This is a genomic window from Agrobacterium sp. 10MFCol1.1 (assembly GCF_000381165.1).
GTDB lineage: Bacteria > Pseudomonadota > Alphaproteobacteria > Rhizobiales > Rhizobiaceae > Agrobacterium > Agrobacterium tumefaciens.
This window is the reverse complement of the sequence record NZ_KB906072.1, coordinates 729,692-754,581: the sequence shown is the minus strand read 5'-3', so window position 1 is coordinate 754,581 and position 24,890 is coordinate 729,692. Positions and strand designations below refer to the sequence as shown.

The following is a 24,890-nucleotide window of genomic DNA, read 5'->3' as shown; positions in this document are numbered from 1 at the left end:
GCTTAGTGCTCGTCCTGGGCAGTATTTTTATGGGAAAAATCGGGGTTGATCGCCAGCAAAACGAAAAACCGCAACATGTTCCCCTGCGTTTTGCAGGAGGACTGAATGTTGCTGTTTTTTCGTCTAAGTGTTTGATCTGGCTAAGATCAAAAATGGAATGGTGCCCAGAAGAGGACTCGAACCTCCACACCCTTGCGAGTACCAGCACCTGAAGCTGGCGCGTCTACCAATTCCGCCATCTGGGCGACGGAGAGCGATGTACGAGGGCAGCCGCCCGGTGTCAACAGACTTTTTGAACTTTTATGAAGATCATTGATTTTAAAGGGAAAAAACTTGGTTAGACGCTGTTGAAACATGTTGCCGCGTCAATTGTCGAGCCCCTCATGCTTCGTCCTGTCGACATGACCGAGGTCACGTTCCGGGTCGATGACATCGCGGATTCTCTGTTTGAGCTCTTTTGGACCGGGGAAACCGCCATCGCGCTTACGCTCCCATATGGTTTCACCATCTACGGTGATCTCGAACAGGCCACCCGTTGAGGGAATGAGGCTGACTTCGCCGATATCAGAAGCGAAGGTTTGCAAAATCTCCTGCGCCATCCATCCCGCACGAAGCAGCCAGTTGCATTGTGTGCAGTAGCGGATGGTTATGCGGGGCTTGGTCTCGGCCATGATCACGTCTCCTTCAGCGCCCGATGACAATAATGCTCACGATAATGTCAACTATGACACTCATGTTTTTACCTGCGGCATGCTTGTTCTTATCATGCTGCTTTGCGAACAGATAAGCCATCGAAGGCTAAAACGCGGAGATCCCATGGCCCAGTTCGACAATAATCGTCAGCGTCTTTTCGTTCCGGCGGTCGCACCTCTTTATAATTCGACACATGATCTGGTGGAGACCGTTCTGCGCGTCGTGGCCGGGCTTCTTCTTGTCACCCACGGCTTCGGCAAGATCGCCAATCCGTTCGGGGCTGTCGGCATGGTGGAGAGCCTCGGCTTTTATCCGGGTGTATTCTGGTCACCTCTCCTGGCCGCCACCGAATTTTTCGGTGGAATTCTCGTGGCCATTGGGCTGTTCACGCGGCCGGCATCCTTTGCCGCAATGATCGTGCTTTTAGTAACGGTCTATTTTCACGGTATCGTAAAGGCGGAAGGTCTGGGTGGCGCGGAAAAATCAGTTCTCTGGGCAGCCATTTTCCTGTTCTTCGCTGTCCGCGGCGGCAACCGGCATTCCGTCGACGCGAAGCTGTCGCGGGAATTTTAAGATGCCACAGGCCGGCTTGTCCGCTTATTGCCTTGCTGACGATATTGCGCCTCTTGAAAATCCGTTTTTCTCGTGGTGAAGCTGAATTCGATCGGCGATACCGGCCGATCGAATTCCCCGTTGTCGGCAAGAGGCCCCATGCGCGTTGCAATTATCGAAAATATGGCGGGCACGCCGCATGGACAGATCGGCGTCGCTCTGGAAGAGGCAGGGGCTGACGTGCATGTCATCCGCGCCTATGCGGGTGAGCCTCTTCCTCTCGATGCAGCTGCACACGATGCGCTCGTCGTTTTGGGCGGGGAGCAGAACGCTCTTGACGACGTGCTTTATCCCTATCTTCCAGACCTCGCACTTTTGATGAAAGCGTTTGGCGATGCGGACAAGGCCGTGATGGGCGTCTGTCTCGGCAGCCAGTTGCTGGCGCGCGCCTATGGCGGAGAGAATATTCTGGCCGGCCCGCCCGAATTCGGCTGGGAAGACGTATCCCTCACGGAAGAGGGCGCGTCCGATCCGCTATTGGCGGGACTCGACAAGACATTTCCCATTTTTCAGTGGCATTGCGACACATTCACGCTTCCTCCCGAGGCGACGAGACTTGCGACCAATGGTGCAACGCGAAATCAGGCTTTTCGCGTTGGCCGCGCTGCCTATGGCACGCAATTTCATTTTGAGGCATCCACGGCTGTGGTCGAAGGATGGTGTGAGGCGTTCCCTGCTTCCGTAGAAAAAATGGCGCCCGGCTGGATCAACAATTACCGCGATCACCGTGGCGGGCGTGCAGATGTGGCCGATGCGACCGGTCTGGAAATTGCCCGTGCCTGGGTACGGCTTGTCTGATCTGGCAATTATCGGTTGCGAATATGGCCAAGGCCGCTCAGAATTGAGTGTGTTTCACCGACGTTTGCCAAGGAGGCACCAAGATCATGTATAAATTCGAAATCTATCAGGACAGGGCCGGGGAATATCGCTTCCGCTTCAAAGCATCCAATGGGGAAACGATGTTTTCGTCCGAAGGATACAAGGCCAAGGCATCGGCCATCCACGCCATCGAATCGATCAAGAAAAATTCCCCCGGCGCCGATACGGTCGATCTGAGCACGATGACCGCCTGAAGCTCTCCGTTTCGCGAAACCTCGAGGCATTCTCCTGCCAGAAATGACGGGCGCGTTGGAAGGTGTCGGCGTAAAGATAAGATTCAGTCTTTTTTGATAATCTTCCGTTAGCAATTGTATTTCGAGGTTCCCGGGCGGCGTCAGAGTGCCCCTGGATTGTTTTGCGTACGGGTTCTCATGCGTTCATCGGCTGTGCCAGCACTTCTCTTCGGTTGCCTTCTGCTTGGTGGCTGTACGTCCAGTTCCGGGCCGGAAAGCCTGATGGCCGGCCTGCCGTCGAAGGAAACCACGAGTTCGGTTACGCCATCCGCGCCGGTGCCGCAGGCAAGCGTGGGCAGCCAACCCATCACGGCCCAGCCGCGACAGGAAGTTCTGGCATGGGGCGGGCCGGTGCCCGAAGAGCTAAAGGCCTTTTCAGCCGTTACCCCACGAGCGCCCGTGCCGCAGAACGCGCTTGAAACCCGTTTGCCCTCACCGTCACAGGCTGGAATGGTACGACCGGCAGAGCGTCCGATGGAGCGTCCGGTGCAATTGGCCATGGCTGCAGCCCCGGCGGCCAGTGCCGGTGCGCAGATCCGTTCGCGTATTTTCCGCTCCAGCTTCAGCGATGCCAAACCCATCAATTTCGGCAGGGTCCAGCCGCGCCATTTTCAGGTCCACGGGGTGGATGTCTCGCGCTGGCAGGCCAATATAGACTGGCCGCAGCTGCGCACACGCGGTGCCAACTTCGCCTTCATCAAGGCGACGGATGGCGGCGATCATCTTGACCCGATGTTCCGCACCAACTGGCAGCGTGCAAAGGAAGCGGGCATCCGTCGTGGCGCCTACCACTTCTTCTACTGGTGCCGGTCGGCCGGCGAGCAGGCGGATTGGTTCATTCGCAACGTACCGCGCGATCCGGATGCGCTGCCGCCGGTGATCGACGTGGAATATAACGGCGAATCGAGCTGCAAGATGCGCCATTCCCGCGAGCGTATTCTGGAAAAGATGCGCGTGTTCATGGACAAGCTGGAGCGCCATTACGGCCAGCGTCCGATTATCTATACGGCGCCCGATTTTTATAAGGACAATCTGACCGGCGAGTTCCAGGACTATCCCTTCTGGCTGCGCGCCGTTGCCCAGCATCCGTCCGTGGTCTATCCCGGCCGCAAGTGGTTGTTCTGGCAGTATTCCGGCTCCGGCCTGTCGCATGGTGTCGATGGCCGCATCGATCTCAATGTCTTCAACGGCAATGAGGATGCCTGGCATCGCTGGGTAGACCGCCGCTCGAGTTGACGGGGCGGGCGTCAGCGCGAAAATTTTCGCGCGCCGGCAACGCAGAGCACCACCACGAGCGTGATGCCGATCATCGCAGGGCTGACCTCCTCGTGAAGCAGGGTTGCTGCAAGCACCAGCCCGAAGAACGGCTGCAGCAATTGCAGCTGGCCCACTGCGGCAATGCCGCCAAGCGCCAGCCCGCGATACCAGAAGATGAAGCCGATCAGCATGCTGAACAGCGAGACATAGGCAAGGCCGCCCCAGGCCTGCGGGTCGATGCCTGCGAGGGTTTGCGGCCCTGTGAAAAAGGCAAGCGGCAGCATCAGAGGCAGGGAGAGGAACAATGCCCATGAGATGACCTGCCAGCCCCCCAGTTTGCGGGAAAGGGCAGCACCCTCAGCATATCCCAGCCCACAGACGATAATCGCGCCCAGCATCAAGAGATCGCCGGCAAGTGAGGCTCCGAGCCCGGAGGCCAGCGAATTCGACAATGAAAAGCCGGCAACGAGGACGCTGCCCAGGCAGGAAAAGAACCAGAAGGCGGGCCGCGGGCGTTCTCCCCCACGCAGCACGGCAAAAACCGCGGTTGCGAGCGGCAAAAGCCCGACAAAGACGATGGAGTGGGCCGAGGTGATGTGCCGCAAGGCGAGAGCAGTCAACAGCGGGAAGCCAACCACCACGCCGAAGGATACGATGAAAAGCGATGCCAGATCATCGCGCGCCGGGCGTTTTTGCCGGAACACAAAAAGCAAAGCGAGCGCCAGAAGGCCGGCTATGCTGGCGCGGGCGAGGGTCAGGAACACCGGATCGAAACCCGTTACCGCAACCCGCGTGGCGGGCAGCGAGCCGCTGAATATCACCACGCCGATAAGGCCGCTCAGCCAACCGCTTGTCGTCTTGTCCATGACCGTCTCCTGCAATTTCCCTTTCTTGATCCGGAACGGCTGGTGAAAACAGCGACAATCATATACAATTTCAAGAAACTGTTATGGTTACTTGGACGGTACGGTTGGAGAGAAATGTGGACGGGCAACTCGCGACTGGAACGCGCATAGAACAGGTGATGACCAGCATGCGGCAACGCATCGCCTCGCGAAGCCTCGTTCCCGGCGCCAGATTGCCATCCGTTCGAGCGCTTGCGAAGGCCATGCAGGTCTCCACTTCAACCGTCGTCGAGGCCTATGACCGGCTGGTTGCCGATGGCACCATAAGCTCGCGACCGGGTTCGGGATTTTATGTGGCGGGTCCGCTCGCGCCCCTGTCTCTGGCCGATATCGAGCCTCGGCTGGACAGGGCTGTGGATCCGCTCTGGGTGTCGCGCCAGGCGCTGGACGAGGGGGCGGCGCTTGCCAAGCCCGGCTGCGGCTGGCTTCCAGCGTCATGGATGCCGGAGCAAGCGCTAAGGCGGGCGATGAGGGCGCTTGCCCGTGCGGATGCTTCCTTGCTGACGGATTATGCGAGCCCGATGGGGCTCTTGCCGCTACGCCAGCTTTTGTCCCGCAGACTTGCCGAACATGGCGTACAGGCGGGCGCCAGCCAGATCATGCTCACCGACTCCGGCACGCAGGCGATCGATCTCCTGTGTCGTTTCCTGCTGCAGCCAGGGGATACGGTGATTGTCGATGATCCCTGCTATTTTAACTTCCGCGCTCTCTTGCGGGCGCATCGGGTGAAAATCGTTGGTGTGCCCTATACGCCGGCTGGACCGGACCTGCCGCTTTTCGAGCAGGCAGTGAAAGAGCATCAGCCGCGCCTTTATATCACCAATTCCGCGATCCATAATCCGACAGGCGCAAGGCTTTCCGCCGTTTCCGCCCATCGCCTGCTGATGCTGGCCGAACAGGCGGGCCTCACCATCATCGAGGATGATATTTTTGCCGATTTTGAAACGCAGGCGGCACCACGGCTGGCTGCTTTCGATGGTCTGAACCGGGTCGTCCAGATCGGCAGTTTTTCTAAAACCCTGTCTGCTTCCGTGCGGTGCGGTTTCATCGCAGCGCCTCCGGCATGGGTGGAAGCCCTGACCGATCTCAAGATTGCCACTGCTTTTGGTGGAGCAAATTTTTCGGCTGCATTGATCCTGTCGCTTTTGACTGACGGTAGTTATCGCAAGCATGTCGAGGCTCTTCGACAGCGTCTCGCGGCGGCGGTGCCTGAGGCGGCGGCGCGTTTGAAAGCGCTTGGATGTGTGCCGTGGATCGAACCGCAGGCGGGCATGTTCTTATGGTGCCGCCTGCCGGAGGGGGTCGACGCCGCCGATGTTGCACGTCGGGCACTGGCGCAACAGGTGGTGCTGGCACCCGGCAATGTTTTCAGCTCCGCGCAGAACGCATCCGCTTTCATGCGTTTCAATGTGTCGCAAATGGCCGCTCCTCAGGTCATGGCGGTGCTGGCAGATGCCCTCAGGCAGAGCGCGTAATTGTCGCTCATATCGTGCTGGCCGAGGAGAATCGGAACAAAATCCCGTGAACGCCGTTTTCTTCTCAGAATGAAGAGGAGGAAATACCATGACATTCGATCCAAACAATCCGCGCCCGGACCGTGATCTTCGTCCGGAACTGAATATCAGCAATGAACCGCTTGCCCGCAAGTCTCCGTCCTGGATGCCATGGCTGGCGATTCTCGTTGTCGCATTGGTAGGCGTTTTTGCCTGGTCGCAGATGAGCGGCCCGAACACCGATCCGGCCACGACATCCTCGACCATGCCGCCTGCGGCAACGCAACAGGCACCGGCGCCCGTGACTCCGACTGTCCCGGCAACACCGCCTGCCAACAATGCAGCACCGGCAAGCCCGAATACCGGCGGCACGCAGACGCAGCCGTAATGGGTTAGATCATCTGACAAAACCGCCTGCCTTCCGGCAGGCGGTTTTTTATTGCGCCAACTCTGCGGCGTTAGAGCTGATCCATCGCGGAGGGGTGGTTGGACAATCTGGACCAGCGGCCCATCGATTCCTCCGCCAGCGCCGAAAGCGTAATGTTTCCGAAGCGGGACAGGAGAATGGTCTCCGCCTCGTTCATGGCGTCGAAAAGGGCAGCATTGACGGCCTGCTCTATGACGCAGTTAGGATTATCTCCTGCCAGCCCAATCGAGAACAATTCCGGCGCGCCAAGCGCCCGGTAAATATCGAGCAGCGTGATTTCGCTGAGCGGTCGCGCCAGAACCCAGCCACCGCCATGGCCTTTTTCCGATGACACGTAACCGTGCTCCCGCAAGCCCGCCATGGTTCTGCGCACCACCACCGGGTTCGTCTGCAACATCGCCGCGATGCTTTCCGAGGTCGCCGCACCCTCGTGTTTCTCCATATGGATCAGAATATGCAGCACCCGTGAAAGGCGCGTGTCGTGTCTCATCGGTGAAATCCGCCTGTTTTTCGCGACATTACCAGTTAGCATATGACGTAACAATATAAGTTGCGTGACTATTGACTCTAAAATTCATGTAACAATATAAGTATCGTGAAACGAACGGGCGCTTCCGGCTCGGTGAACGATAGGTGCATCATGAAATACGACGTCATCATCATCGGCGGCAGCTATGCGGGCCTGTCCGCCGCCCTGCAGCTCGGGCGCGCGAGAAAAAACATCTTGGTGGTGGATGCGGGTGAGCGGAGAAATCGCTTCGCCAGCCATTCCCACGGTTTTCTCGGACAGGACGGCAAGGCGCCGGGCGACATCATCGCCGAGGCACGCCGCCAGATCGAGCGCTACCCGACGATACACTGGGCAAAGGGCAGGGTAACGAATGCCGAAGGATCATTCGATGACTTCGTCATCGAGATCGATGGCAATCGCCGCGAAAGGGCGGCCAGACTAATCCTTGCCACAGGCGTTACGGATGAACTGCCTGATATAGCCGGGCTGAAGGGACGCTGGGGCAGCGCCGTCTTCCATTGCCCCTATTGCCACGGATACGAACTGGATCAGCGCAGGATCGGCGTCATCGCGGCCTCACCGCTGGCCATCCACCATGCACTGATGCTTCCGGACTGGGGTGAAACGACCTTTTTTACCAACGGTATATTCGTGCCGGATGCCGAACAGAGTGCGCTTTTGTCAGCCCGGGGCGTTCGGGTGGAAAAAGAGCGTATCAGAGAGATCGCAGGGCATGCGGATGTTGTTCTTGCGGATGGGTGCAGCATTGCTTTGGCCGGTCTTTTCACGCAACCGAAATTGCGGATTGCCTCGGATTGGATCGAAAAGCTCGGTTGCACCGTGGAAGAAGGGCCGATGGGTTCAAGCATCGTGACGGATGCCATGAAACAGACAACAGTGCGCGGAATATTCGCCTGCGGTGATGTGGCAAGGCCCTCCGGCTCGGTCGCTCTTTCCGTGGGCGATGGCGCCATGGCAGGGACTGCGGCTCACAGGTCGATCATGTTTCCGGAATGATCAGTGCGAAACAAGGCTTAGCCAGCGCCCCGGAGGCATTCCGAAGGCATTCTTGAAGTGGCGGGTAAAATGCGCCTGATCCGCGAAGCCGCAGGCAAACGCCGTTTCCGCAAGACCCGCACCCGCCCGCATCATGTCCTTGCATTTTTGCAGACGCCGCATGATGAGATAACGGTGCGGGCTCGTGCCAAACAGGGAGCGGAAGTGCCGAAAGAGCGTGAAGCGATCAAGCCCGCTTATTTGCTCCAGCTTCTCTGAGCTGACGGCAAGCGCGCTGTTCTCCAGCAGGTAATCCCGGCAACGGAAAACGGCGATCCGGTCAAGCCGCTTGATTGTTCTCTGGTTTCCGTTCGAATGCTTCCAGAGCAGATCCGAAAGTCTCGATTGCCAGTCGGTCAGGAGCAGATTGTCCGGCTCGCCTTCGAGATTGCCGAGAGCCTCTATCAGGCATTGCCGGAACTCATCGTCTTCGATGACGGGGTTTTTTGCAAATGGCAGCGCGTAAAATCCAGTCGCCACCTGCATGGTTTTTTCCGGCGGAAGGTAGAGCATACGGTAGCGCAGACCTTCGTCGGTGCCGGCACCACCATCGTGAACTTCGTCCGGATGCAGCACGATAACCTTTCCGGGCGTGCTGAAATGCGATGTGCCACGATAGGAAAACGTCTGGACGCCAGAAAGCGTCACACCCAGAGCATAGGTGTCATGGCGATGGGGTGCATAGGCGTTGCCGTGAAAGCGCGCTTCAATGCGCTCGATCCCTTCGCTGGAAGGGGCCTGCACGATCCCCTCGAATTTGCACGAACGTTCAAGATCGCTCGTACCCTGAGGGGCTAGGGTCGCTTCTCTTTCGTAACCACAGCCAGATTGAGTTCGCATGTTTGATACCAAGATCGCCGTCATCCTTCGTGATGACCTTGCCGTGTGGCAAAAACTGAACGTCACCGCATTTCTCATGTCCGGCATCGTCGCCCAGACCAGAGAGATCATCGGGGAACCATACCGCGACGGGGCGGGTAACGTCTACAATCCCCTGTCCGTCCAGCCGATAGTCGTCATGGCCACGGATCAGGAGGCACTGCGCAAAATCCATCAGCGATCCCTGGAACGCGAGGTCACGACATCGCTCTATATCGAGGAAATGTTCGCAACCGGTCATGATGTTGCCAACCGCCAGGTGTTTTCGGAATTTTCTCCCGACAATGCAAAGGTCGTCGGCATGGCGCTTAGGGCGGACAAGAAAATCGTAGACAAGATTACCAAGGGCGCGAAGCTGCATGCCTGAGCAGCTGCCGTGAATGTAAAAAGGGAGGCCGTGAGCCTCCCTTGTCAAATCAGCGACGATTTAGCGGCCGCTTATTCGTCGTTCATCTTCAGCGCAGCGATGAAAGCTTCCTGCGGAATCTCCACCTTGCCGAACTGGCGCATGCGCTTTTTGCCTTCCTTCTGCTTGTCCAGAAGTTTGCGTTTACGCGTCGCATCGCCACCGTAGCACTTCGCCGTCACGTCCTTGCGCAACGCGCGCACGGTTTCGCGGGCGATGACCTTGCCGCCAATGGCCGCCTGGATCGGGATCTGGAACATGTGTGGCGGAATGAGTTCCTTCAGCTTTTCGCACATGCCGCGTCCGCGCCGGTCAGCCGCCGAGCGGTGGACCAGCATGGAGAGTGCGTCCACCGGGTCGCCGTTCACGAGGATCGACATCTTGACGAGATCGCCTTCACGATAGTCGATAATGTTGTAGTCGAACGAGGCGTAACCCTTCGAGATGGATTTCAGGCGGTCGTAGAAATCGAACACCACTTCGTTGAGCGGCAATTCATAGGTGATCATCGCGCGGTTGCCGACATAGGTCAGCTCCGTCTGCAGGCCGCGCCGGTCCTGACAGAGTTTCAGGATACCACCGAGATATTCGTCGGGTGTCAGGATCGTCGCCTTGATCCACGGTTCGCGGATTTCCTTGATCTTCACGACATCAGGCATATCCGCCGGGTTGTGCAGTTCCTTCTCGGTGCCATCCGTCAGCGTCATTTCATAGACGACCGAAGGTGCTGTGGCGACGAGATCGAGATTGAACTCGCGCTCGAGGCGTTCCTGAATGATTTCAAGATGCAGCAGACCGAGGAAGCCGCAACGGAAACCAAAGCCGAGAGCGGCAGACGATTCCATTTCGAAGGAGAAGGAGGCGTCGTTGAGGCGAAGCTTGCCCACCGCCGCGCGCAGATCTTCGAAGTCGGCTGCATCAACAGGGAAGAGGCCGCAGAAAACCACGGGCTGCGCTGGCTTGAAGCCGGGCAGGGCCTGCGCCGTCGGGCGCTTGTCGTCGGTAATGGTATCACCAACACGCGTATCGGCGACTTCCTTGATCGAGGCGGTGATGAAACCGATCTCGCCGGGGCCGAGGCTGTCGACATTGACCATCTTCGGGGTAAGTACGCCAACGCGCTCGACGCCGTATTTCGCGCCGGAACCCATCATGCGGATCTGCTGGCCCTTGGTCAGCACGCCGTCGATGACGCGCACGAGAACCATGACGCCCAAATAGGTGTCGTACCAGCTGTCGACGAGCAGCGCCTTGAGCGGCCCGTTCTCGCCGACTTCGCTCTTGGGCGGTGGCAGGCGGTTGACGATGGCTTCGAGAACATCGGGGATGCCAAGCCCGGTCTTGGCCGAAATCAACACAGCTTCGGAAGCATCGATGCCTATTACTTCCTCGATCTGTTCCTTGATGCGGTCGGGCTCCGCAGCCGGCAGGTCGATCTTGTTCAAGACCGTCACCAACTCGTGATTGTTGTCGATCGCCTGATAAACGTTGGCCAGCGTCTGGGCTTCCACACCCTGAGATGCGTCCACCACCAGCAGCGAACCTTCGCAGGCCGAAAGCGAGCGGGACACTTCATAGGCAAAGTCGACGTGACCGGGCGTGTCGATGAGGTTCAGCACATAGGTTTCGCCGTTATTCGCCTTGTAGTGCAGGCGCACGGTCTGGGCCTTGATGGTGATGCCGCGCTCGCGTTCGATATCCATCGAATCGAGAACCTGTTCCGACATATCGCGCTCGGCAAGGCCGCCTGTCGACTGGATCAACCGGTCGGCCAGCGTCGATTTGCCGTGATCGATGTGGGCAACGATCGAGAAGTTGCGGATATGGTCCAGGGGCGTGCGGGTCGAATTTGTGCTCATGCCCCGCGCTATAGCAGGGGCTTCTCATGCCGCAAAGCGGGAATTTGGTTAAAAGCCCTTTAAAATGGGCTTTTCAGATCGCAAACTGCTCCGGCCAGTCGCGGCGGGTGGCCACTTGTCCTTCGGTTCTAAGCTTGGCCACGGCAGCAAGGTCGATATCGGCGATCAGCAACGTGCTGTGTGTCACCGCATCGCTTTCGCTTTCCGCGACGATACCCGATGCCGGCATGCCATAGTCGGATGGCACGTAAAGTGCTGCGCGGCCACGATTTTCATCGACGGCGGGAGACCATGGAGCCTCACCCGCCGTGGGGGAGGAGAGAACGGTATATTGGTTTTCCAATGCCCGCGCCTGCGCGCCGATGCGCACCCGGTAGGCGCCGGCCAGCGTATCGGTGCAGCTGGGAGCGAGAACCAGTTCGACGCCAAGCTCGGCCAGCTTCCGGCCAAGCATCGGGAACTCGTTGTCGTAACAGATGAGGATGCCGAGCCTGCCGATCGGCGTCTCGAAGGCTTTCAGACCCTCGATGCCGGCATGGATGTTCCATTTCTCCCGCTCGAACCGCGTCATGATCTGCTTGTCCTGATACCCGATCAGTCCGTTGGGGCCGAACAGCCATGCGCGGTTGCGGAACTTGCCGTCCTTGTCTTTCACTGGCGCGCTGCCCGGCTGAAACAGGATTTGATGTTGCCGCGCCAGCTCTTCGCAAAGCTCGACCCATGAGGGGATGAGCGGCTGTATCTCTTCGATGGAGCGGTGTAGGTCCGAGCGCGCATCCGGCGGCAACTGCCCGGTCAGCGTCATGGCCGAATATTCCGGCAACAGCAGCAGCTCGGCGCCTTTTTCTTTCGCCTCGCGCACGATCGCGGAAAGATGGGCGGCATAGCCTTCCCATGTCTCGATGAGTTCGATGGCATATTGGCTGGCGGCGAGTTTCGTCATCTGTTTTCCTCTCCGGCAGCAATGGTCTTCATCCAGAACGACAGGGGCTTTGGGCTTTCGGTGCTCTCGTCTAGATCCCGCCAGGTGAAGCTGGTGTGCAATTCCGGGTGATGGCGATAGCCGCGTTTTTCCCAGAAGGTATTCAGCGGCACGTAATCCAATGGCCGGCGCGGGTGGTCGGCGGGGCGCTCGACCGCGCAGAAGGTGCAGCAGTTGAAGCCGAGCTTGCTCGCATGCGCCTCCCGCTCCACAAAGAACCGCACCCCGATGCCATGCCCGCGATAGCTGGGCAGAAGCACGCTTTCGCCGAAGTAAAATATCCGGTCCGGATCGTAACCCGCCTTCAGGAAGGGCGCCTTCACCTCGTCGGTCTCGGCAGCCATCGGCATGCCGGTGGACATGCCCACCACGTGTGCGCCATCCAGCGCCAGCACGAAAACCGCGCCTTTCGTGTCGGCATAGGTGGCGAGATATTTGCGCTCGTAATCCAGCGATCCGTCATAGAGATAGGGAAAGGCGCGAAACACTTCGATCCGCAGGCGCGCAAGGTCATCGAAATAGGGCGCGGCCTCGATGCCGGAAAGAGACTTGATTTCGACGGTCATGGGCATTTTCACTTTCGGTTGCACTGGTTATACCGTCATGGAAAACCCGCGCAAGCATTGAACGGAGAAGACAATGACCGCCACTGAGACCATCCGCGCCTATTACGATGCCTTCAACCGTCAGGACATGGATGCCTTTCTGGCGCTTCTTCACGACGAGGTGGTACATGACATCAATCAGGGCGAGCGTCAGACCGGAAAGCCGGCTTTTGCGTCCTTCATGCAGCACATGAACCGCTGCTATAAGGAAAACCTCACCGACATGGTCATCATGGCGAGCGAGGACGGTAAGCGCGCCTCTGCGGAATTCATCGTGAACGGCGAATATCTCGCAACCGATGAAGGCCTGCCGGAAGCCGATGGCCAGACATACGTCCTGCCGGCTGGTGCATTCTTTGACCTGAAGGATGGAAAAGTTAGTCGAGTAACGAACTACTATAATCTGAACGATTGGATCGCCCAGGTCGGTGCCTGATGCATCTTTGACGCGCGCAGACCAAGCGATAAAAAAGCGATCGTAATTTCCATTATGGTAGATATTGACTCCATCATGTGAGAATGTATTCTCGCATGATGGAAAACGAAGATCATATTCTCGAACGCTCTATCGGCGACCGCATCAAGACGTTGCGCGCCGAAAATGGTTTGACCCTGGACCGGCTCGCCGCCGAATCCGGCGTCAGCCGCGCCATGATTTCCCGCATCGAACGTGGCGAGGCGAGCCCCACGGCCTCGCTTCTTGCCCGCATCTGCGCAGCGCTAGGCCTGTCGCTCTCCGGCTTTTTCGCCGAAGACAAAGAGGCTGTTTCACCGCTGGTGAAAAAGCGTGACCAGCAGCTCTGGACAGACCCGGAGACCGGTTATGTGCGCCGTGCCATCTCCCCGCCACGCGTCGGTTCCGATGTCGATATTGTCGAGGTCGAGTTCCCGGCGGGCGCACGGGTCGGTTTCCCGCCGCATGCGGCAAGCCGCGGAATGACGCAATATGTCTGGCTTTTTGACGGTGTGCTGGAGATGACGAGCGGTGGAGACGTGCACCGGCTTGAACCCGGCGATTGCCTTTTCATGCCGGTGGGTGAGGGACATGTCTTCCACAATCCCTCAGAAAAACCTGCCCGTTATGCCGTCGTGCTGGATCAAAGACAGCGCTGATTTTCCCCGACAGGAGTTATTAATGGCCACCATCCGCGTATTGAACCGGGCAGAGACGATCAATGCCTTGCCCGAACTTTGTGACGTTATCGCCGACTGCGTTAATGGCGGCGCGTCTGTCGGTTTCATGCTGCCTTTCTCCCCAAAAGATGCCGAGCCGTTCTGGCAGGATGTAGCCGATGCCGTGGAAGCAGGCGGCACCATTCATGTGGTGGCGGAAGTAAACGATAAAGTGGTGGGCACGGTGCAGGTCGGTCTGGCCTCCAAGCCCAACCAGCCACATCGCGGTGATCTGATGAAGCTTCTTGTGCATCGGTCGGCACGCGGGCTGGGACTTGCACGAAAGCTCATGGAAAAGGTGGAGCAGGAAGCGGCAAAACGTGGCCGTACCCTTTTGGTGCTGGATACGGCCACGGGTAGCGATGCGGAGGCAATTTATCCCCGTCTTGGCTGGGAACGCGTCGGCGTCATCCCCGACTATGCGCTTTTTCCCGACGGGCGTTATTGCGGCACGACCCTGTTTTACAAAAGGATCGGCTAGGTTCTTCTGGTTATTGACCCGGCTTCAGCGTGCGGTTGAAGGCGGTGACGATCATCATTTCCAGCTGTGCATGAATATCGTTACGGTCGCGGGGCCCGGCCGGTTCGCAGATCGGATCGCGCTCGCCAACGGATTTGAGAAACGCGTCGGCATCCGGCTTGCAAAGGGGCAGGAAGCTGAAATGGTTGGCCTCGTCGACCTGTTGGTAAGTAGAGGCAGGCACTTGTGCTGCAAGCTCGTCGGCAAGGACAGCGGGCGGTATTTTACCTTCGCTGCCAAGATTGATGAAGGTCAGCGGAATATCGATTTGTCTCAGGCTGTCCGGCTGGAACGCCAGCGCCAGACCCGGATCGACCAACACGGCGGAACGGATGCGTGGATCGCGGTTCTGCTGCTCGAAACGGGTCTTGTCGATGGTTCTGAGATCGAGCTTCGGTACGCTGACCGGCTCGTTATTGACATAGGCCCGGCCGCCGGCAAACCACTGGCAATCCATCATTGCTGCATTCTCTTCACAATAGCGCACATAGGCGTCAAGATCGGCGCGTGCACCTGCAATCTCCATCGCCGCGCTACCGCCCAGCGAAAAGCCGAGAACACCGATGCGTTGCGCATCGATTGCACCCGACCACGTGCCGTCCGTCGTCAAGGCCGTGACGATTGTGGATAGATCGTTCGTCCGTTCCCAGATTTTCGGCGTATCGGCAGGCGTCGAGTCACCACTGGTCGTGCCGGGATGATTGGTTCCGGCGACGATGAAACCTTCGCTGGCGAGTTTCGCGGCGATCCAGGCCATGCCTTCAGCGCGCGAGCCGGACCCGTGCGAAATCAACACGAGGGGGAAATGGCCGTCTTTGATGGTCGCGTCCTTCCGAACCGCCGTTCCCTGAAAGATACGGTTCTCGGAGGAAAGCGCCGGTGTGCCGTCTCCGCCTTTGGCCGGATACCAGATCGTAACGTCAAGGTTTGTGTTGCGGGCCTTGGAAGGAACAGGGATGCTTGTAAGCCCGACATCCTCTGCGGCAAATGCCTGCGGGGAAAAAGCCGCGCACATAAGAAGTGCGACAAGGGTGTTTTTCAGTGTCATGAGAGCCTCTCCGTTTGACAAGGTGGATGCTCCCGTTTTCCTTTTAGGGCGAATAAATGCGTCCTTGATCGCGTTAAAGGTCGTGCCGAAACGCGATCTGGTCCATGAATGGGTGGTAATTCCTAGCTTCGGGATCGTTATCCGTGCTTTTCATTCCATTGCCTTTTGTCGTCGCACTTCTGCTGGTCGTCATGTTCATCATCTTTTTTCGAGGCGCAGAGGATATGCGAACCAACCGGGCGTTTCTGGCGCTCATCGCGCTTTGCGCCGTGCAGTCCGTTCTTGTCGGCTTGCGCTGGGGATATGGTGTGAGCGAAGCGCGTTATGTTTTGCCTGTTCTGGCTGCCTGCCTGCCGCCTCTCGTCTACATCGCCTTTCGCGGACTGATGGGCGTTGGAGTTGAAAGCAGGAGAGCGATGTTTGCCAGTCTTGTGCTTTCACCTTTATTCGTCGTCTTTCTGGAGTTCGTCCTTCCCGTTGCGATCGATTTTGCGCTGATCGTGATTTTTGTCGGGCACGCCATTGCCTTGCTTCTTTTGGCAAGAAAAGGGCCGGATGGGCTGGACGAGGCGCAATTTGCCAGCGTCGCATCTGCGCATAAGGCGCTTATTGTCGCCGCGGTCGCTCTCTGCGTTTCCGCGTTCTTCGATCTTCTGGTGTTTTTCGATTTCGAGTGGGCGCATGGAGAAAATGTCGCCGCACTTGTCAGCAATGCCAATCTTCTCGGGCTTCTGCTGATCGGTCTCATGGCTGCACTTGCCGGCAAAAGCAAAGCGCCGCAAACGGCTGCCCAGCCTGCTGCGGAGTTGTCTTTGCCGGCGCCTTCACAACAGGACCGGGACGTTGTCGAAAGGCTTGATCGCTTGATGGAGACCCACACGCTCTACCGCGATGAGAACCTAAACCTGTCACGGCTCGCAAAACGTCTCGGTCTGCCGAGCCGGCAAATCTCGGGCGCGATCAATCGCTCGCTCGGCGTTAACGTCTCGCAATATGTCAACCAGCTGCGCATCCGCGAAGCCTGTCGGCTGCTGGAGGAGACGGATCAGTCGGTCACTGCGATCATGCTATCTTCCGGCTTTCAGACCAAATCCAACTTCAACCGGGAATTTCGCCGCGTCACCGGCATGAGCCCGATGGACTGGCGTGAACGCGAGGTGTGGAAGCTGGTATCGAATACAAAAACGGCCACCCGGCAGATGCCGGATGGCCGTTTGAAGATACTGAGATGAGGATCAGAGCGTGCCGTTGCGCTGCTGGATCATCATATAGGTGTCATAGGTATATTCGGCGATCTGTGCCCAGAGATAGGCGTCCTTCTTGAACGCCTGCTGGCTTTCGTAGATCTTCTTGAAGCTTTCGTTCTTGGCCGAAATCTCCGCATAGGTGTCCTGAGCCGCCTTGTGGCAGACGTCGAGGATTTCCTGGCTGAACGGCCGCAGGATGGCGCCCTGCGCCACGAGTTCCTTCAGAGCCTTCGGATTGCGTGCGTCATAACGCTCCAGCATGCTGGCGCTGCCGGCGGCGCAGGCATCTTTCAGAATACGCTTGTAGTTCTCCGGCAACTCGTTGAACTTCTGCAGGTTCACGAAAGCATGAACGGCTGGGCCACCTTCCCACCATGCGGGGTAGTAGTAATATTTCGCAACCTTGTAGAAGCCGAGCTTCTGGTCGTCATAGGGACCGACGAATTCGGTTGCATCGATGGTGCCCTTTTCGAGAGCGGCGTAAACATCGCCGCCGGCGATCTGCTGCGGTGTCACGCCAACCTTCTGCATCACCTGGCCGGTCAGGCCGGCAATGCGCATTTTCAAGCCCTTCAGGTCATCGATGGTGTTGATTTCCTTGCGGAACCAGCCGCCCATCTGGGCGCCGGTATTGCCGAGCAGGATCGAGTAGATATTGTGCTGGGCAAGAAACTCATTGAGCAACTCGTTGCCGCCCGCCTGATTGAACCATGCATTCGTCTGGCGTGCATTGAGACCGAAGGGAACCGAGGTCCCGAGCGCGAAGGTCGGGTCCTTGCCAACATAGTAGTATGAGCAGGTATGCGCCATTTCGACGGTTCCGGCCGTCACCGCATCCGCTGCCTGCAGCGCCGGCACGATTTCGCCACCGGCGAAATGCTGGATGACGAAGTTGCCGCCGGATGCTTCCTTGACATGATCGGCGACGATCTGGCCGGCACCGAATAGAATGTCGAGGCCCTTGGTGAATGACGACGTCATGCGCCAGGTGATTTTGGGGTTTTCCTGCGCAATGGCCGGAGCGGCCAGCACGGTTGCGGTAACACCGGCACCAACAGCGCCCGCCTTGCGAATAAATGATCTGCGATCCATGTCGATAAGCCCTGATATGTCTGCATATTACAGGCGAACCGTACGGTACGCCTCCCACTGGCTACTAAACATTTATCCTTGCGGCCATCAAGGGGAATATTTGAACTTGCCGGGCCTGCTATCATCGCCCGGATGGGGCTACGGACGCATGCGTCTTAACGCCGGATCATCCATTGCAGGATTATAAAACAGCGAAAGCGTCAGGCTTTTTGCGATACGTTCCGCAGTTTCCATGAACCAGCTATGGGCTTGTGGGCTCGGCGCGATATCGTCAAGGGTGGCCGAAAAAAGCGCCAGCCATTGCGGGAACAGTTCCGCCGACATGCCTTTTACGCCAAGATGCACCTGCACCGGCTTGCCGCCGTAGCCGCCATTCTTGAAGGCGACGGCGGCCCAGAACTGTTTCATCCTGGCCATATGCTCCGGCCAGCGCCCGGAAAGCCGCGCATCGAAGACAGGGCCCAGCGTGGGATGTTCCAGAACGCGGCCGTAAAATGTCTCGACCAGCAGGTCGATGAAACCGGCGTCGATGCCGATAGCCGCCATGGCCTTTTCCGCCCTGTTCTGAATTTCCGCGTTGTGGGCGGCCTTTGCCGCGATCTGGTCCTGCATTGTGCTTCCTTTTGCGGCAGAACCTACGTGGCTCTTCGACACTCCGCAATGCGACCCTTTGGCATATTAGAATAATTCTAAAAGGCTTGATTGTGACATGACCAGGATGTATTTAGAATTATTCTAAAGAGGTTCCAGCCATGTTCCGCAGTCTTTTTTCCCTGTCCAAACGCCCGTTCTCCTCGCTTGGCGAACAGGAAATCCTCGCACTTGCCATCTCGTCCGAAGAAGACGATTCCCGCATCTACCGCTCTTATGCCGATCATCTGCGCGCGCAATATCCGCAATCCGCAAAAATCTTCGATGATATGGCCGAGGTGGAGCAGCAGCATCGAAACGTGCTGATCGACATGCACCGCAGGCGATTTGGGGAAACGATCCCCCTGATCCGCCGTGAGCATGTGCGTGGCTTTTACGAGCGCACGCCGGACTGGCTGGTGAAGAACCTGTCGCTCGACAAAATTCGTGCGCAGGCGGAATTGATGGAGGCCCAGGCGATCCGTTTTTACGATGAGGCTGTCAAGCGCACCAGCGATGCCTCGACCCGCAAGCTGCTCGGCGATCTGGCCGAGGCGGAGCGTGGTCACGAAGACATCGCGCAGATGCTGGAAGAGAAACATCTCGACGAAAACGGCAAGACAGAAGAGGCGGAAACCGCAAAGCGGCAATTTCTTCTGACCTTCGTGCAGCCGGGTCTTGCGGGACTGATGGATGGTTCCGTATCGACGCTGGCGCCGATCTTCGCAGCCGCCTTCGCCACGCAGGATACGTGGCAAACCTTCCTGATCGGCCTTTCGGCCTCCGTTGGCGCGGGTATTTCCATGGGCTTCACCGAGGCGGCCCATGATGATGGCAAGCTTTCCGGTCGTGGCTCTCCGGTAAAGCGCGGTCTCGCCTCAGGCATCATGACGGCCGTTGGTGGCCTTGGCCATGCGCTGCCCTATCTCATTCCGCATTTCTGGACAGCAACGGCCATCGCCGCGGTCGTCGTCTTCGTGGAACTCTGGGCCATCGCCTTTATTCAGAACCGCTTCATGGAAACGCCGTTCCTGCGGGCAGTGTTTCAGGTAGTGCTCGGCGGTTCGCTGGTGCTGGCCGCGGGTATCATCATCGGCAACGCCTAGTGAATAAAAAAGCCCGCAGCGTTTGCTGCGGGCTTTCTGCATTGAGCCTATAATATCTGTCGATCAGCGCAATGCGCCGACCAGAACGTCGCGGCCATCCTCGATGGAAACCCAACGGCCCGAATTGAAGGACGCCTGCCGCTTCAGATAAGTGTAGTTGGTGTCGGTCCAGAGCTTCACGTCGTCGGTGAGATTGTCGAGAATATAATCGCCATCGGTGGTGCGGAGCGTCAGCACGGCGTGGCCCTCGCCATCAGGCTTGCGCACGACAGTGATCAGCAGGTCAGCAACGGAAAACCCACGCTCGATCAGCTTCTTGCGCTTCAGCAGCACGAAGTCCTCACAATCGCCAGCGGTCGTGGGATATTCCCAGACTTCTTCCTTGCCGTAGATTTCCATGTCGGTCATGGCGACGATCGAGGTGTTGACGGATGTGTTGATCTCGCGAACTACACCCCAGCCATACTCGGTGACGCGTGGTGGCGGCGTCAGCTTGCTTCGAATGTTGCACTCGCTCGCGTATTTCTGGCAGAACTCATAATGGCCGATCGGCTGGGATGTGATCCCGCCCGTCACCATGGAAGGGCTTCCCTTGGTTTCCGCCACGGCGGAGGCAGCAGTCAATAGCCCGGCGGCAACTGCAAACAGCAGCGCACGCGCCAGCGGTGCGTTCATCATGAAACCCGTCCCTTAATTCTTAATGAAAAGTTAAGAGGGTTGGGGGGCAGGAGTCAATCACTAGCCATCGGCGGCGCGCAAGACTCGTTAAATATGGTTAAGATCGTTGCGCAAATGCCTATGTTGCAAGGGCTTTGACGGCAGCCAGCATCCTGTCGATATCCTGCGGCCGGGACAGCCGGTGGTCGCCATCGCGGATCAGCGTCAAGACGACGTCGTCAGCAGGAAGATGTTCGAGGAGCTTCAGCGCATGCTGATAGGGAACATCGGGATCGCGCATTCCCTGCAGGATGTGAACCGGGCAGCCCGTGGTAATGATGCCGGTGAGGACGCGGTTCTGCTGCCCGTCTTCCATCAGCGCGCGCGTAAAGATGTTCGGCTCGGGGCTGTATTCCGAATGTTCCTCGAAATAACCTTTTTCTTCAAGCGACCGTTTTTCCGCATCCGTGAGGCTCGGCTCTATCAGGTCCGCCGTGAAATCGGGGGCTGGCGCAATGAGGACCAGACCAGCGACGGACGGCGTGCCGCCAGCCTTGCGCAGTTCCTCGACCATGCGCAGCGCGATCCATCCACCCATCGACGAACCGATAAGGACGACGCGCGATGGCGCCTTTTCGCGCACGACGGCAAGTGCCTCTTCCAGCCATCTTGAAATCGTGCCTTTTTGGAAGTCACCGCCGGAAGCGCCGTGCCCGGAATAATCGAGCCGCAGGCACGCAATGCCGTTTTCCGCTGCAAAGCGGTCGAGTTCCACCGCCTTGGTTCCCGTCATGTCGGAACGGTAACCGCCGAGCCAGACAAGCGTGGGTGCATCTTCTCGTGAAGTTGCCGGGCGATGAAGGACGGCGATGTCGCGGGCGTCGTCGCCCATGCCTACACGCAGGAATTCAGCGGCTTGTTCAGTCATGTATATGCAATTCTCCTGAATTTCGCGCAACAAAGGCGGCGTATTTGCAAAAACCGTGACAACAGGTGATCTTTTCGGGCAGATATGCTATTGACTTCGCCACGGCAATAACGACATTTCCGCCGCTTGTACCAAACAAGCTGTTTTTTGCCGATGTGATCCAGAAACAGATCAGGAGAATACGACCATTCGCAGACCTTTCAAAGCCGATGCCCCCGTCAAGGAGGGCCCGCGCTCCAACCGGGAAATCCGGGTTCCCAGAGTTCAGCTTATTGATGAAGAGGGCCAGAACCTCGGTAGCATGCCGACGGACCAGGCTTTGAAAATGGCGGAGGATGCCGGTCTCGATCTCGTTGAGATTTCGCCGAACGCTGAACCGCCGGTATGCAAGATCCTCGATCTCGGCAAGCTTAAATACTCGACCCAGAAAAAAGCCGCTGAAGCGCGCAAGAAACAGAAGATCGTCGAGGTCAAGGAAATCAAGATGCGCCCCAACATCGACACGCATGACTATGACGTGAAGATGAAGGCGATGAACCGTTTCTTTGACGAGGGTGACAAGGTGAAGGTGACGCTGAAGTTCCGCGGCCGCGAAATGGCCCACCAGGAACTCGGCATGAAGCTTCTCCTCCAAGTGAAGGAAGATACCCAGGCGATTGCCAAGGTTGAAGCCGAGCCGAAGCTGGAAGGCCGTCAGATGATGATGGTTCTCGCGCCGAAATAACTCTTTCGCGCACACCGCCTGGGCGGCATGAAGCACCACCGCAAGGGGAAGTTCGTATTCCCCGTTGCGCTTTTAACCGACTGCGGTTATAAGCGCGCGTCCGAACGGTCCGGCAGGGCATGCCGAGGCCGTTCCTGAATAGCTTGAAATAGGCCTCGTCTGCCTGTTTCGATACAAAAACACGGAGTAGCAAAATGCCCAAGATGAAGACGAAGTCCGCTGCAAAAAAGCGGTTCAAGATCACCGCCACCGGCAAGGTTGTTGCAGCCGCCGCCGGTAAGCGCCACGGCATGATCAAGCGTACCAACAAGTTCATTCGCGACGCGCGTGGAACCATGGTTCTCGCCGAAGCTGACGGCAAAAAAGTCGTCAAGAACTACCTGCCGAACGGTCTCTGAGACTTTTCCGCACTTTTGGACACTTTAAGGAGATCATGACATGGCACGCGTAAAACGTGGCGTAACTTCCCGCGCCAAGCACACCAAGACACTCAAGGCAGCCAAGGGCTTCTACGGCCGCCGCAAGAACACCATCCGCGCAGCAAAGGCTGCTGTGGATCGTTCCAAGCAGTACGCTTACCGCGACCGCAAGGTCAACAAGCGCAACTTCCGCGCTCTGTGGATCCAGCGTATCAACGCTGCTGTTCGCGAATTCGGCCTGACCTACGGCCGCTTCATCGACGGCCTGAACAAGGCTGGTATCGAAGTTGACCGCAAGGTTCTGTCCGACATGGCTATCCATGAGCCGGCAGCATTCGGCGTGCTCGTCGAGACCGCTAAGAAGGCTCTTGAGTACCTCAAGGAAGCTGGTACGACCAACGAGTTTGAAACCGCTGTAAAGTAATTACGGCGCGGACAATCTGTTGTTCATTTGAAACCCGCGCCGGTCCTCCGGCGCGGGTTTTTCGTTTTCAGTTTCTGATACAGCTCTATCGGCGTTTTTTAATTTAGAAATTTAGAAGAGTTGGAGTATTCACGCCGTTTGAAGCGAAATCCTTGGTGGACGGAAATGCTGGTCAATAAAATTCAGGTTGTGGAAGCAGAAGGCTTTCGCGTTCATCTCGACGATGACGACATCGCAACCCTGATGCGCGTCCTCCTGAAAAGTGACCGGCGCATTCAAAAGGTCGAGCTCTCGCAATTGACGGTGTGGATCAAACGGCAGGGCACGGAACGTGTGACCTGGTGGATGAAAATGCAGAAGCTGCTGTCAAAACTTCTGCCTTATGCTTTTCTTCGCCCTTCTGAACCGCTGGACGGCGCGGGCCTCATGCAGCGAGAACTGGAAACGTTGCAGCAGTTCCAGCAAGGCGGTTTCCCGGTTCCGCCGCTGATCTACTCGTCGCGCACAGCAATGGTGCTGGGAGATGTCGGTCCGACGCTCATGGAGCGGATGGATGCGCTAAAGGCGTCCGATCCGGTGCAACATGACGCCTTGCTTGTGAAATCCGCAGAAGCGCTTGGCGAGCTGCATGCGGCGGGCCTCTGCCACGGCCGCCCGCATGTGCGTGACTTCTTTTTAAAAGACGACCGTATCGGTTTCATGGATTTCGAGGAGCGCCCTCAGGAGGTCATGCCGCTGGAGACGGCGCAGGCGCGCGATATCTGGCTGCTGTTTTTGCAGGTCGCGACCCGCGCCTGCGATGCGCCTAAAACCTGCGACGCCGCCTTTGCCCGCTGGCGTGAAAACGCCCCGCCGCGGGCGCTTGAAGAATTGTGCCGTCTGATCGGCATTCTGGGGCGATTTTTACCGCTTGCCCGGTTGATCGGGCGCGTGCGGATGGGTAGTGATCTGCGACGCTTTATCATGGCGACCGACTATCTGATGAATGCTGTGAACCCCGAAGCCGCTGTTAAAAATACCGGCAAGGCAGGAAAAGATGACTGAACTTGATACCTTGAAATCGCAACTGATGTCGGAGATCGCCGCCGCCGCCGATGAGCCGGCCATCGAAGCCGTGCGCGTCTCCGCGCTTGGCAAGAAGGGCTCGGTTTCGGAGCTTCTGAAGACGCTGGGGTCGATGACGCCGGAAGAGCGCCAGACCCGGGGCGCTGCCATCAACCAGCTCAAGACCGAAATCACCGATCTGATCGGTGAACGCAAGAGCGGCCTGAAAGATGCCGCGATTGCCGCCCGCCTGAAGGCGGAAACGCTTGATGTCAGCCTGCCGGTCCGCCAGTCTCCGACCGAGCGCGGCCGCATTCATCCGATCAGCCAGATCGTCGATGAAATCACCGCGATCTTTGCGGATATGGGCTTCTCGATCGCCGAAGGTCCGGATATCGAAACGGACTATTACAACTTCACGGCGCTGAATTTCCCTGAAGGCCATCCGGCTCGCGAAATGCATGACACCTTCTTCTTCCAGCCGAATGAAAACGGCGAGCGCAAGGTGCTGCGCACGCACACCTCGCCGGTGCAGATTCGCACCATGGAAAGCCAGAAGCCGCCGATCCGCATCGTCATTCCGGGCAAGACCTATCGTCAGGATTCCGATGCCACCCATTCGCCGATGTTCCATCAGGTCGAAGGTCTGGTGATCGACAAGAAGGCCCATGTTGGCAATCTGCGCTGGGTACTTGAAGAGTTCTGCAAGACCTTCTTTGAGGTGGATAGCGTTGTCATGCGCTTCCGCCCGTCGTTCTTCCCCTTCACGGAGCCGAGCTTCGAGGTGGATATTCAGTGCGACCGCTCCGGCCCGATCGTCAAGTTCGGCGAAGGCAACGACTGGATGGAAATCCTTGGCTGCGGCATGGTGCACCCGAATGTGCTGCGCGCCGGCGGTCTGGACCCGGATGAATATCAGGGCTTTGCCTGGGGCATGGGCCTCGACCGCATCGCCATGCTGAAATACGGCATGCCGGACCTGCGTGACTTCTTCAACGCCGATGTCCGCTGGATGAACCACTACGGCTTCCGCCCGCTCGACATGCCGACGCTGTTCGGCGGTTTGAGCGTTTAATCCGGT

At 57.9% G+C, this 24,890-nt stretch carries 30 protein-coding genes and 1 tRNA gene; 18 read left to right on the top strand and 13 right to left on the bottom strand.

Annotated elements, in window-relative coordinates; all coding sequences use genetic code 11:
* Nucleotides 1-158 precede the first annotated feature (158 nt).
* Together F617_RS0103950 and F617_RS0103945 are read right to left on the bottom strand one after the other, a co-directional pair.
* Nucleotides 159-245: transfer RNA gene (locus tag F617_RS0103950), tRNA-Leu, on the bottom strand.
* Between the two features lie 120 nt (nucleotides 246-365).
* Nucleotides 366-671: a SelT/SelW/SelH family protein gene (locus tag F617_RS0103945; protein WP_003514570.1), complete on the bottom strand. Its 306-nt coding sequence runs from the start codon at nucleotides 669-671 to the stop codon at nucleotides 366-368.
* Nucleotides 672-816: 145 nt separating this feature from the next.
* Here F617_RS0103945 and F617_RS0103935 point away from each other — a divergent pair, with 145 nt between their 5' ends.
* From F617_RS0103935 to F617_RS0103920, 4 genes are all read left to right on the top strand, one after another.
* The gene (locus F617_RS0103935) at nucleotides 817-1,266 is read left to right on the top strand and encodes a DoxX family protein (RefSeq protein WP_003514571.1); all 450 of its coding nucleotides are present in this window, start codon (nucleotides 817-819) and stop codon (nucleotides 1,264-1,266) included.
* A gap of 138 nt (nucleotides 1,267-1,404) precedes the next feature.
* A complete protein-coding gene (locus tag F617_RS0103930; protein WP_026330661.1) occupies nucleotides 1,405-2,103 on the top strand; it encodes a type 1 glutamine amidotransferase in 699 nt (232 codons plus the stop codon).
* An 86-nt stretch (nucleotides 2,104-2,189) separates the two neighbouring features.
* Nucleotides 2,190-2,378, top strand: a complete 189-nt coding sequence (locus F617_RS0103925; protein ID WP_003514584.1) for a YegP family protein — start codon at nucleotides 2,190-2,192, stop codon at nucleotides 2,376-2,378.
* A gap of 177 nt (nucleotides 2,379-2,555) precedes the next feature.
* A complete protein-coding gene (locus F617_RS0103920) occupies nucleotides 2,556-3,653 on the top strand; it encodes a GH25 family lysozyme (protein WP_026330660.1) in 1,098 nt (365 codons plus the stop codon).
* Between the two features lie 11 nt (nucleotides 3,654-3,664).
* On the opposite strand, the gene F617_RS0103915 is transcribed toward F617_RS0103920, so the two are convergent.
* Nucleotides 3,665-4,540 (bottom strand): DMT family transporter, encoded by an 876-nt coding sequence (locus F617_RS0103915; RefSeq protein WP_019564492.1) that lies wholly within the window; start codon nucleotides 4,538-4,540, stop codon nucleotides 3,665-3,667.
* Between the two features lie 116 nt (nucleotides 4,541-4,656).
* On the opposite strand from F617_RS0103915, the gene F617_RS0103910 reads away from it, so the two are divergent.
* Together F617_RS0103910 and F617_RS0103905 are read left to right on the top strand one after the other, a co-directional pair.
* The gene (locus F617_RS0103910; RefSeq protein ID WP_019564491.1) at nucleotides 4,657-6,054 is read left to right on the top strand and encodes a PLP-dependent aminotransferase family protein; all 1,398 of its coding nucleotides are present in this window, start codon (nucleotides 4,657-4,659) and stop codon (nucleotides 6,052-6,054) included.
* Between the two features lie 88 nt (nucleotides 6,055-6,142).
* Nucleotides 6,143-6,460, top strand: coding sequence for a hypothetical protein (locus tag F617_RS0103905; protein WP_003514590.1), 318 nt, complete (start codon nucleotides 6,143-6,145; stop codon nucleotides 6,458-6,460).
* Nucleotides 6,461-6,530: 70 nt separating this feature from the next.
* Here the strand turns inward: F617_RS0103905 and F617_RS0103900 are convergent, their stop codons facing one another.
* On the bottom strand, nucleotides 6,531-6,989 hold the full coding sequence (locus F617_RS0103900) for an Rrf2 family transcriptional regulator (protein ID WP_019564490.1): 459 nt from the start codon (nucleotides 6,987-6,989) through the stop codon (nucleotides 6,531-6,533).
* A 150-nt stretch (nucleotides 6,990-7,139) separates the two neighbouring features.
* Here F617_RS0103900 and F617_RS0103895 point away from each other — a divergent pair, with 150 nt between their 5' ends.
* Nucleotides 7,140-8,027 (top strand): NAD(P)/FAD-dependent oxidoreductase, encoded by an 888-nt coding sequence (locus F617_RS0103895; RefSeq protein ID WP_019564489.1) that lies wholly within the window; start codon nucleotides 7,140-7,142, stop codon nucleotides 8,025-8,027.
* On the opposite strand, the gene F617_RS0103890 is transcribed toward F617_RS0103895, so the two are convergent.
* A complete protein-coding gene (locus F617_RS0103890; protein ID WP_019564488.1) occupies nucleotides 8,028-8,810 on the bottom strand; it encodes an AraC family transcriptional regulator in 783 nt (260 codons plus the stop codon).
* Between the two features lie 94 nt (nucleotides 8,811-8,904).
* On the opposite strand from F617_RS0103890, the gene F617_RS0103885 reads away from it, so the two are divergent.
* On the top strand, nucleotides 8,905-9,312 hold the full coding sequence (locus F617_RS0103885; RefSeq protein WP_003514594.1) for a DUF2000 family protein: 408 nt from the start codon (nucleotides 8,905-8,907) through the stop codon (nucleotides 9,310-9,312).
* Between the two features lie 71 nt (nucleotides 9,313-9,383).
* Here the strand turns inward: F617_RS0103885 and lepA are convergent, their stop codons facing one another.
* From lepA to F617_RS0103870, 3 genes are all read right to left on the bottom strand, one after another.
* Nucleotides 9,384-11,222 carry a translation elongation factor 4 gene (lepA, locus tag F617_RS0103880; RefSeq protein ID WP_025592156.1) on the bottom strand — a complete coding sequence of 613 codons (1,839 nt, stop codon included), beginning with the start codon at nucleotides 11,220-11,222 and terminating at the stop codon, nucleotides 9,384-9,386.
* Between the two features lie 61 nt (nucleotides 11,223-11,283).
* Complete coding sequence (locus tag F617_RS0103875; protein WP_019564487.1) at nucleotides 11,284-12,153, bottom strand: carbon-nitrogen hydrolase family protein; 870 nt, start codon at nucleotides 12,151-12,153, stop codon at nucleotides 11,284-11,286.
* Nucleotides 12,150-12,758 (bottom strand): hypothetical protein, encoded by a 609-nt coding sequence (locus tag F617_RS0103870; RefSeq protein WP_003514600.1) that lies wholly within the window; start codon nucleotides 12,756-12,758, stop codon nucleotides 12,150-12,152. Before F617_RS0103870 ends, F617_RS0103875 begins: the two co-directional genes overlap by 4 nt.
* Nucleotides 12,759-12,831: 73 nt before the next feature.
* Between F617_RS0103870 and F617_RS0103865 the strand changes: the two genes are divergently transcribed.
* From F617_RS0103865 to F617_RS0103855, 3 genes are all read left to right on the top strand, one after another.
* On the top strand, nucleotides 12,832-13,233 hold the full coding sequence (locus tag F617_RS0103865; protein ID WP_003514602.1) for a ketosteroid isomerase-related protein: 402 nt from the start codon (nucleotides 12,832-12,834) through the stop codon (nucleotides 13,231-13,233).
* A 95-nt stretch (nucleotides 13,234-13,328) separates the two neighbouring features.
* Complete coding sequence (locus tag F617_RS0103860) at nucleotides 13,329-13,910, top strand: helix-turn-helix domain-containing protein (protein WP_019564486.1); 582 nt, start codon at nucleotides 13,329-13,331, stop codon at nucleotides 13,908-13,910.
* A 22-nt stretch (nucleotides 13,911-13,932) separates the two neighbouring features.
* Nucleotides 13,933-14,451 (top strand): GNAT family N-acetyltransferase, encoded by a 519-nt coding sequence (locus F617_RS0103855; protein WP_019564485.1) that lies wholly within the window; start codon nucleotides 13,933-13,935, stop codon nucleotides 14,449-14,451.
* 10 nt (nucleotides 14,452-14,461) lie between these two features.
* Here the strand turns inward: F617_RS0103855 and F617_RS0103850 are convergent, their stop codons facing one another.
* Nucleotides 14,462-15,538, bottom strand: a complete 1,077-nt coding sequence (locus F617_RS0103850; protein ID WP_019564484.1) for a serine aminopeptidase domain-containing protein — start codon at nucleotides 15,536-15,538, stop codon at nucleotides 14,462-14,464.
* A 143-nt stretch (nucleotides 15,539-15,681) separates the two neighbouring features.
* On the opposite strand from F617_RS0103850, the gene F617_RS0103845 reads away from it, so the two are divergent.
* Nucleotides 15,682-16,770, top strand: a complete 1,089-nt coding sequence (locus F617_RS0103845) for a helix-turn-helix transcriptional regulator (RefSeq protein ID WP_019564483.1) — start codon at nucleotides 15,682-15,684, stop codon at nucleotides 16,768-16,770.
* A gap of 3 nt (nucleotides 16,771-16,773) precedes the next feature.
* Here F617_RS0103845 and F617_RS0103840 read toward each other — a convergent pair whose 3' ends face one another.
* Both F617_RS0103840 and F617_RS0103835 read right to left on the bottom strand, forming a co-directional pair.
* Nucleotides 16,774-17,877, bottom strand: a complete 1,104-nt coding sequence (locus F617_RS0103840; protein WP_003514611.1) for a TRAP transporter substrate-binding protein — start codon at nucleotides 17,875-17,877, stop codon at nucleotides 16,774-16,776.
* Nucleotides 17,878-18,015: 138 nt separating this feature from the next.
* On the bottom strand, nucleotides 18,016-18,489 hold the full coding sequence (locus tag F617_RS0103835; RefSeq protein ID WP_019564482.1) for a group III truncated hemoglobin: 474 nt from the start codon (nucleotides 18,487-18,489) through the stop codon (nucleotides 18,016-18,018).
* 140 nt (nucleotides 18,490-18,629) lie between these two features.
* On the opposite strand from F617_RS0103835, the gene mbfA reads away from it, so the two are divergent.
* A complete protein-coding gene (gene mbfA / locus F617_RS0103830) occupies nucleotides 18,630-19,613 on the top strand; it encodes an iron exporter MbfA (protein ID WP_003514615.1) in 984 nt (327 codons plus the stop codon).
* Between the two features lie 63 nt (nucleotides 19,614-19,676).
* On the opposite strand, the gene F617_RS0103825 is transcribed toward mbfA, so the two are convergent.
* Nucleotides 19,677-20,291, bottom strand: a complete 615-nt coding sequence (locus F617_RS0103825; protein WP_003514617.1) for a transglutaminase-like cysteine peptidase — start codon at nucleotides 20,289-20,291, stop codon at nucleotides 19,677-19,679.
* A gap of 118 nt (nucleotides 20,292-20,409) precedes the next feature.
* Nucleotides 20,410-21,198, bottom strand: coding sequence for a carboxylesterase (locus F617_RS0103820; protein ID WP_019564481.1), 789 nt, complete (start codon nucleotides 21,196-21,198; stop codon nucleotides 20,410-20,412).
* A 187-nt stretch (nucleotides 21,199-21,385) separates the two neighbouring features.
* Between F617_RS0103820 and infC the strand changes: the two genes are divergently transcribed.
* From infC to pheS, 5 genes are all read left to right on the top strand, one after another.
* A complete protein-coding gene (infC, locus tag F617_RS0103815) occupies nucleotides 21,386-21,922 on the top strand; it encodes a translation initiation factor IF-3 (protein WP_060641871.1) in 537 nt (178 codons plus the stop codon).
* A 194-nt stretch (nucleotides 21,923-22,116) separates the two neighbouring features.
* A complete protein-coding gene (rpmI, locus tag F617_RS0103810; RefSeq protein WP_003493355.1) occupies nucleotides 22,117-22,320 on the top strand; it encodes a 50S ribosomal protein L35 in 204 nt (67 codons plus the stop codon).
* 40 nt (nucleotides 22,321-22,360) lie between these two features.
* Complete coding sequence (gene rplT, locus F617_RS0103805) at nucleotides 22,361-22,765, top strand: 50S ribosomal protein L20 (protein ID WP_003514622.1); 405 nt, start codon at nucleotides 22,361-22,363, stop codon at nucleotides 22,763-22,765.
* 165 nt (nucleotides 22,766-22,930) lie between these two features.
* Nucleotides 22,931-23,809, top strand: a complete 879-nt coding sequence (locus F617_RS0103800; RefSeq protein WP_019564479.1) for a lipopolysaccharide kinase InaA family protein — start codon at nucleotides 22,931-22,933, stop codon at nucleotides 23,807-23,809.
* The gene (pheS, locus tag F617_RS0103795) at nucleotides 23,802-24,884 is read left to right on the top strand and encodes a phenylalanine--tRNA ligase subunit alpha (protein WP_019564478.1); all 1,083 of its coding nucleotides are present in this window, start codon (nucleotides 23,802-23,804) and stop codon (nucleotides 24,882-24,884) included. The genes F617_RS0103800 and pheS overlap by 8 nt, the downstream gene beginning before the upstream one ends.
* Nucleotides 24,885-24,890: the final 6 nt, after the last annotated feature.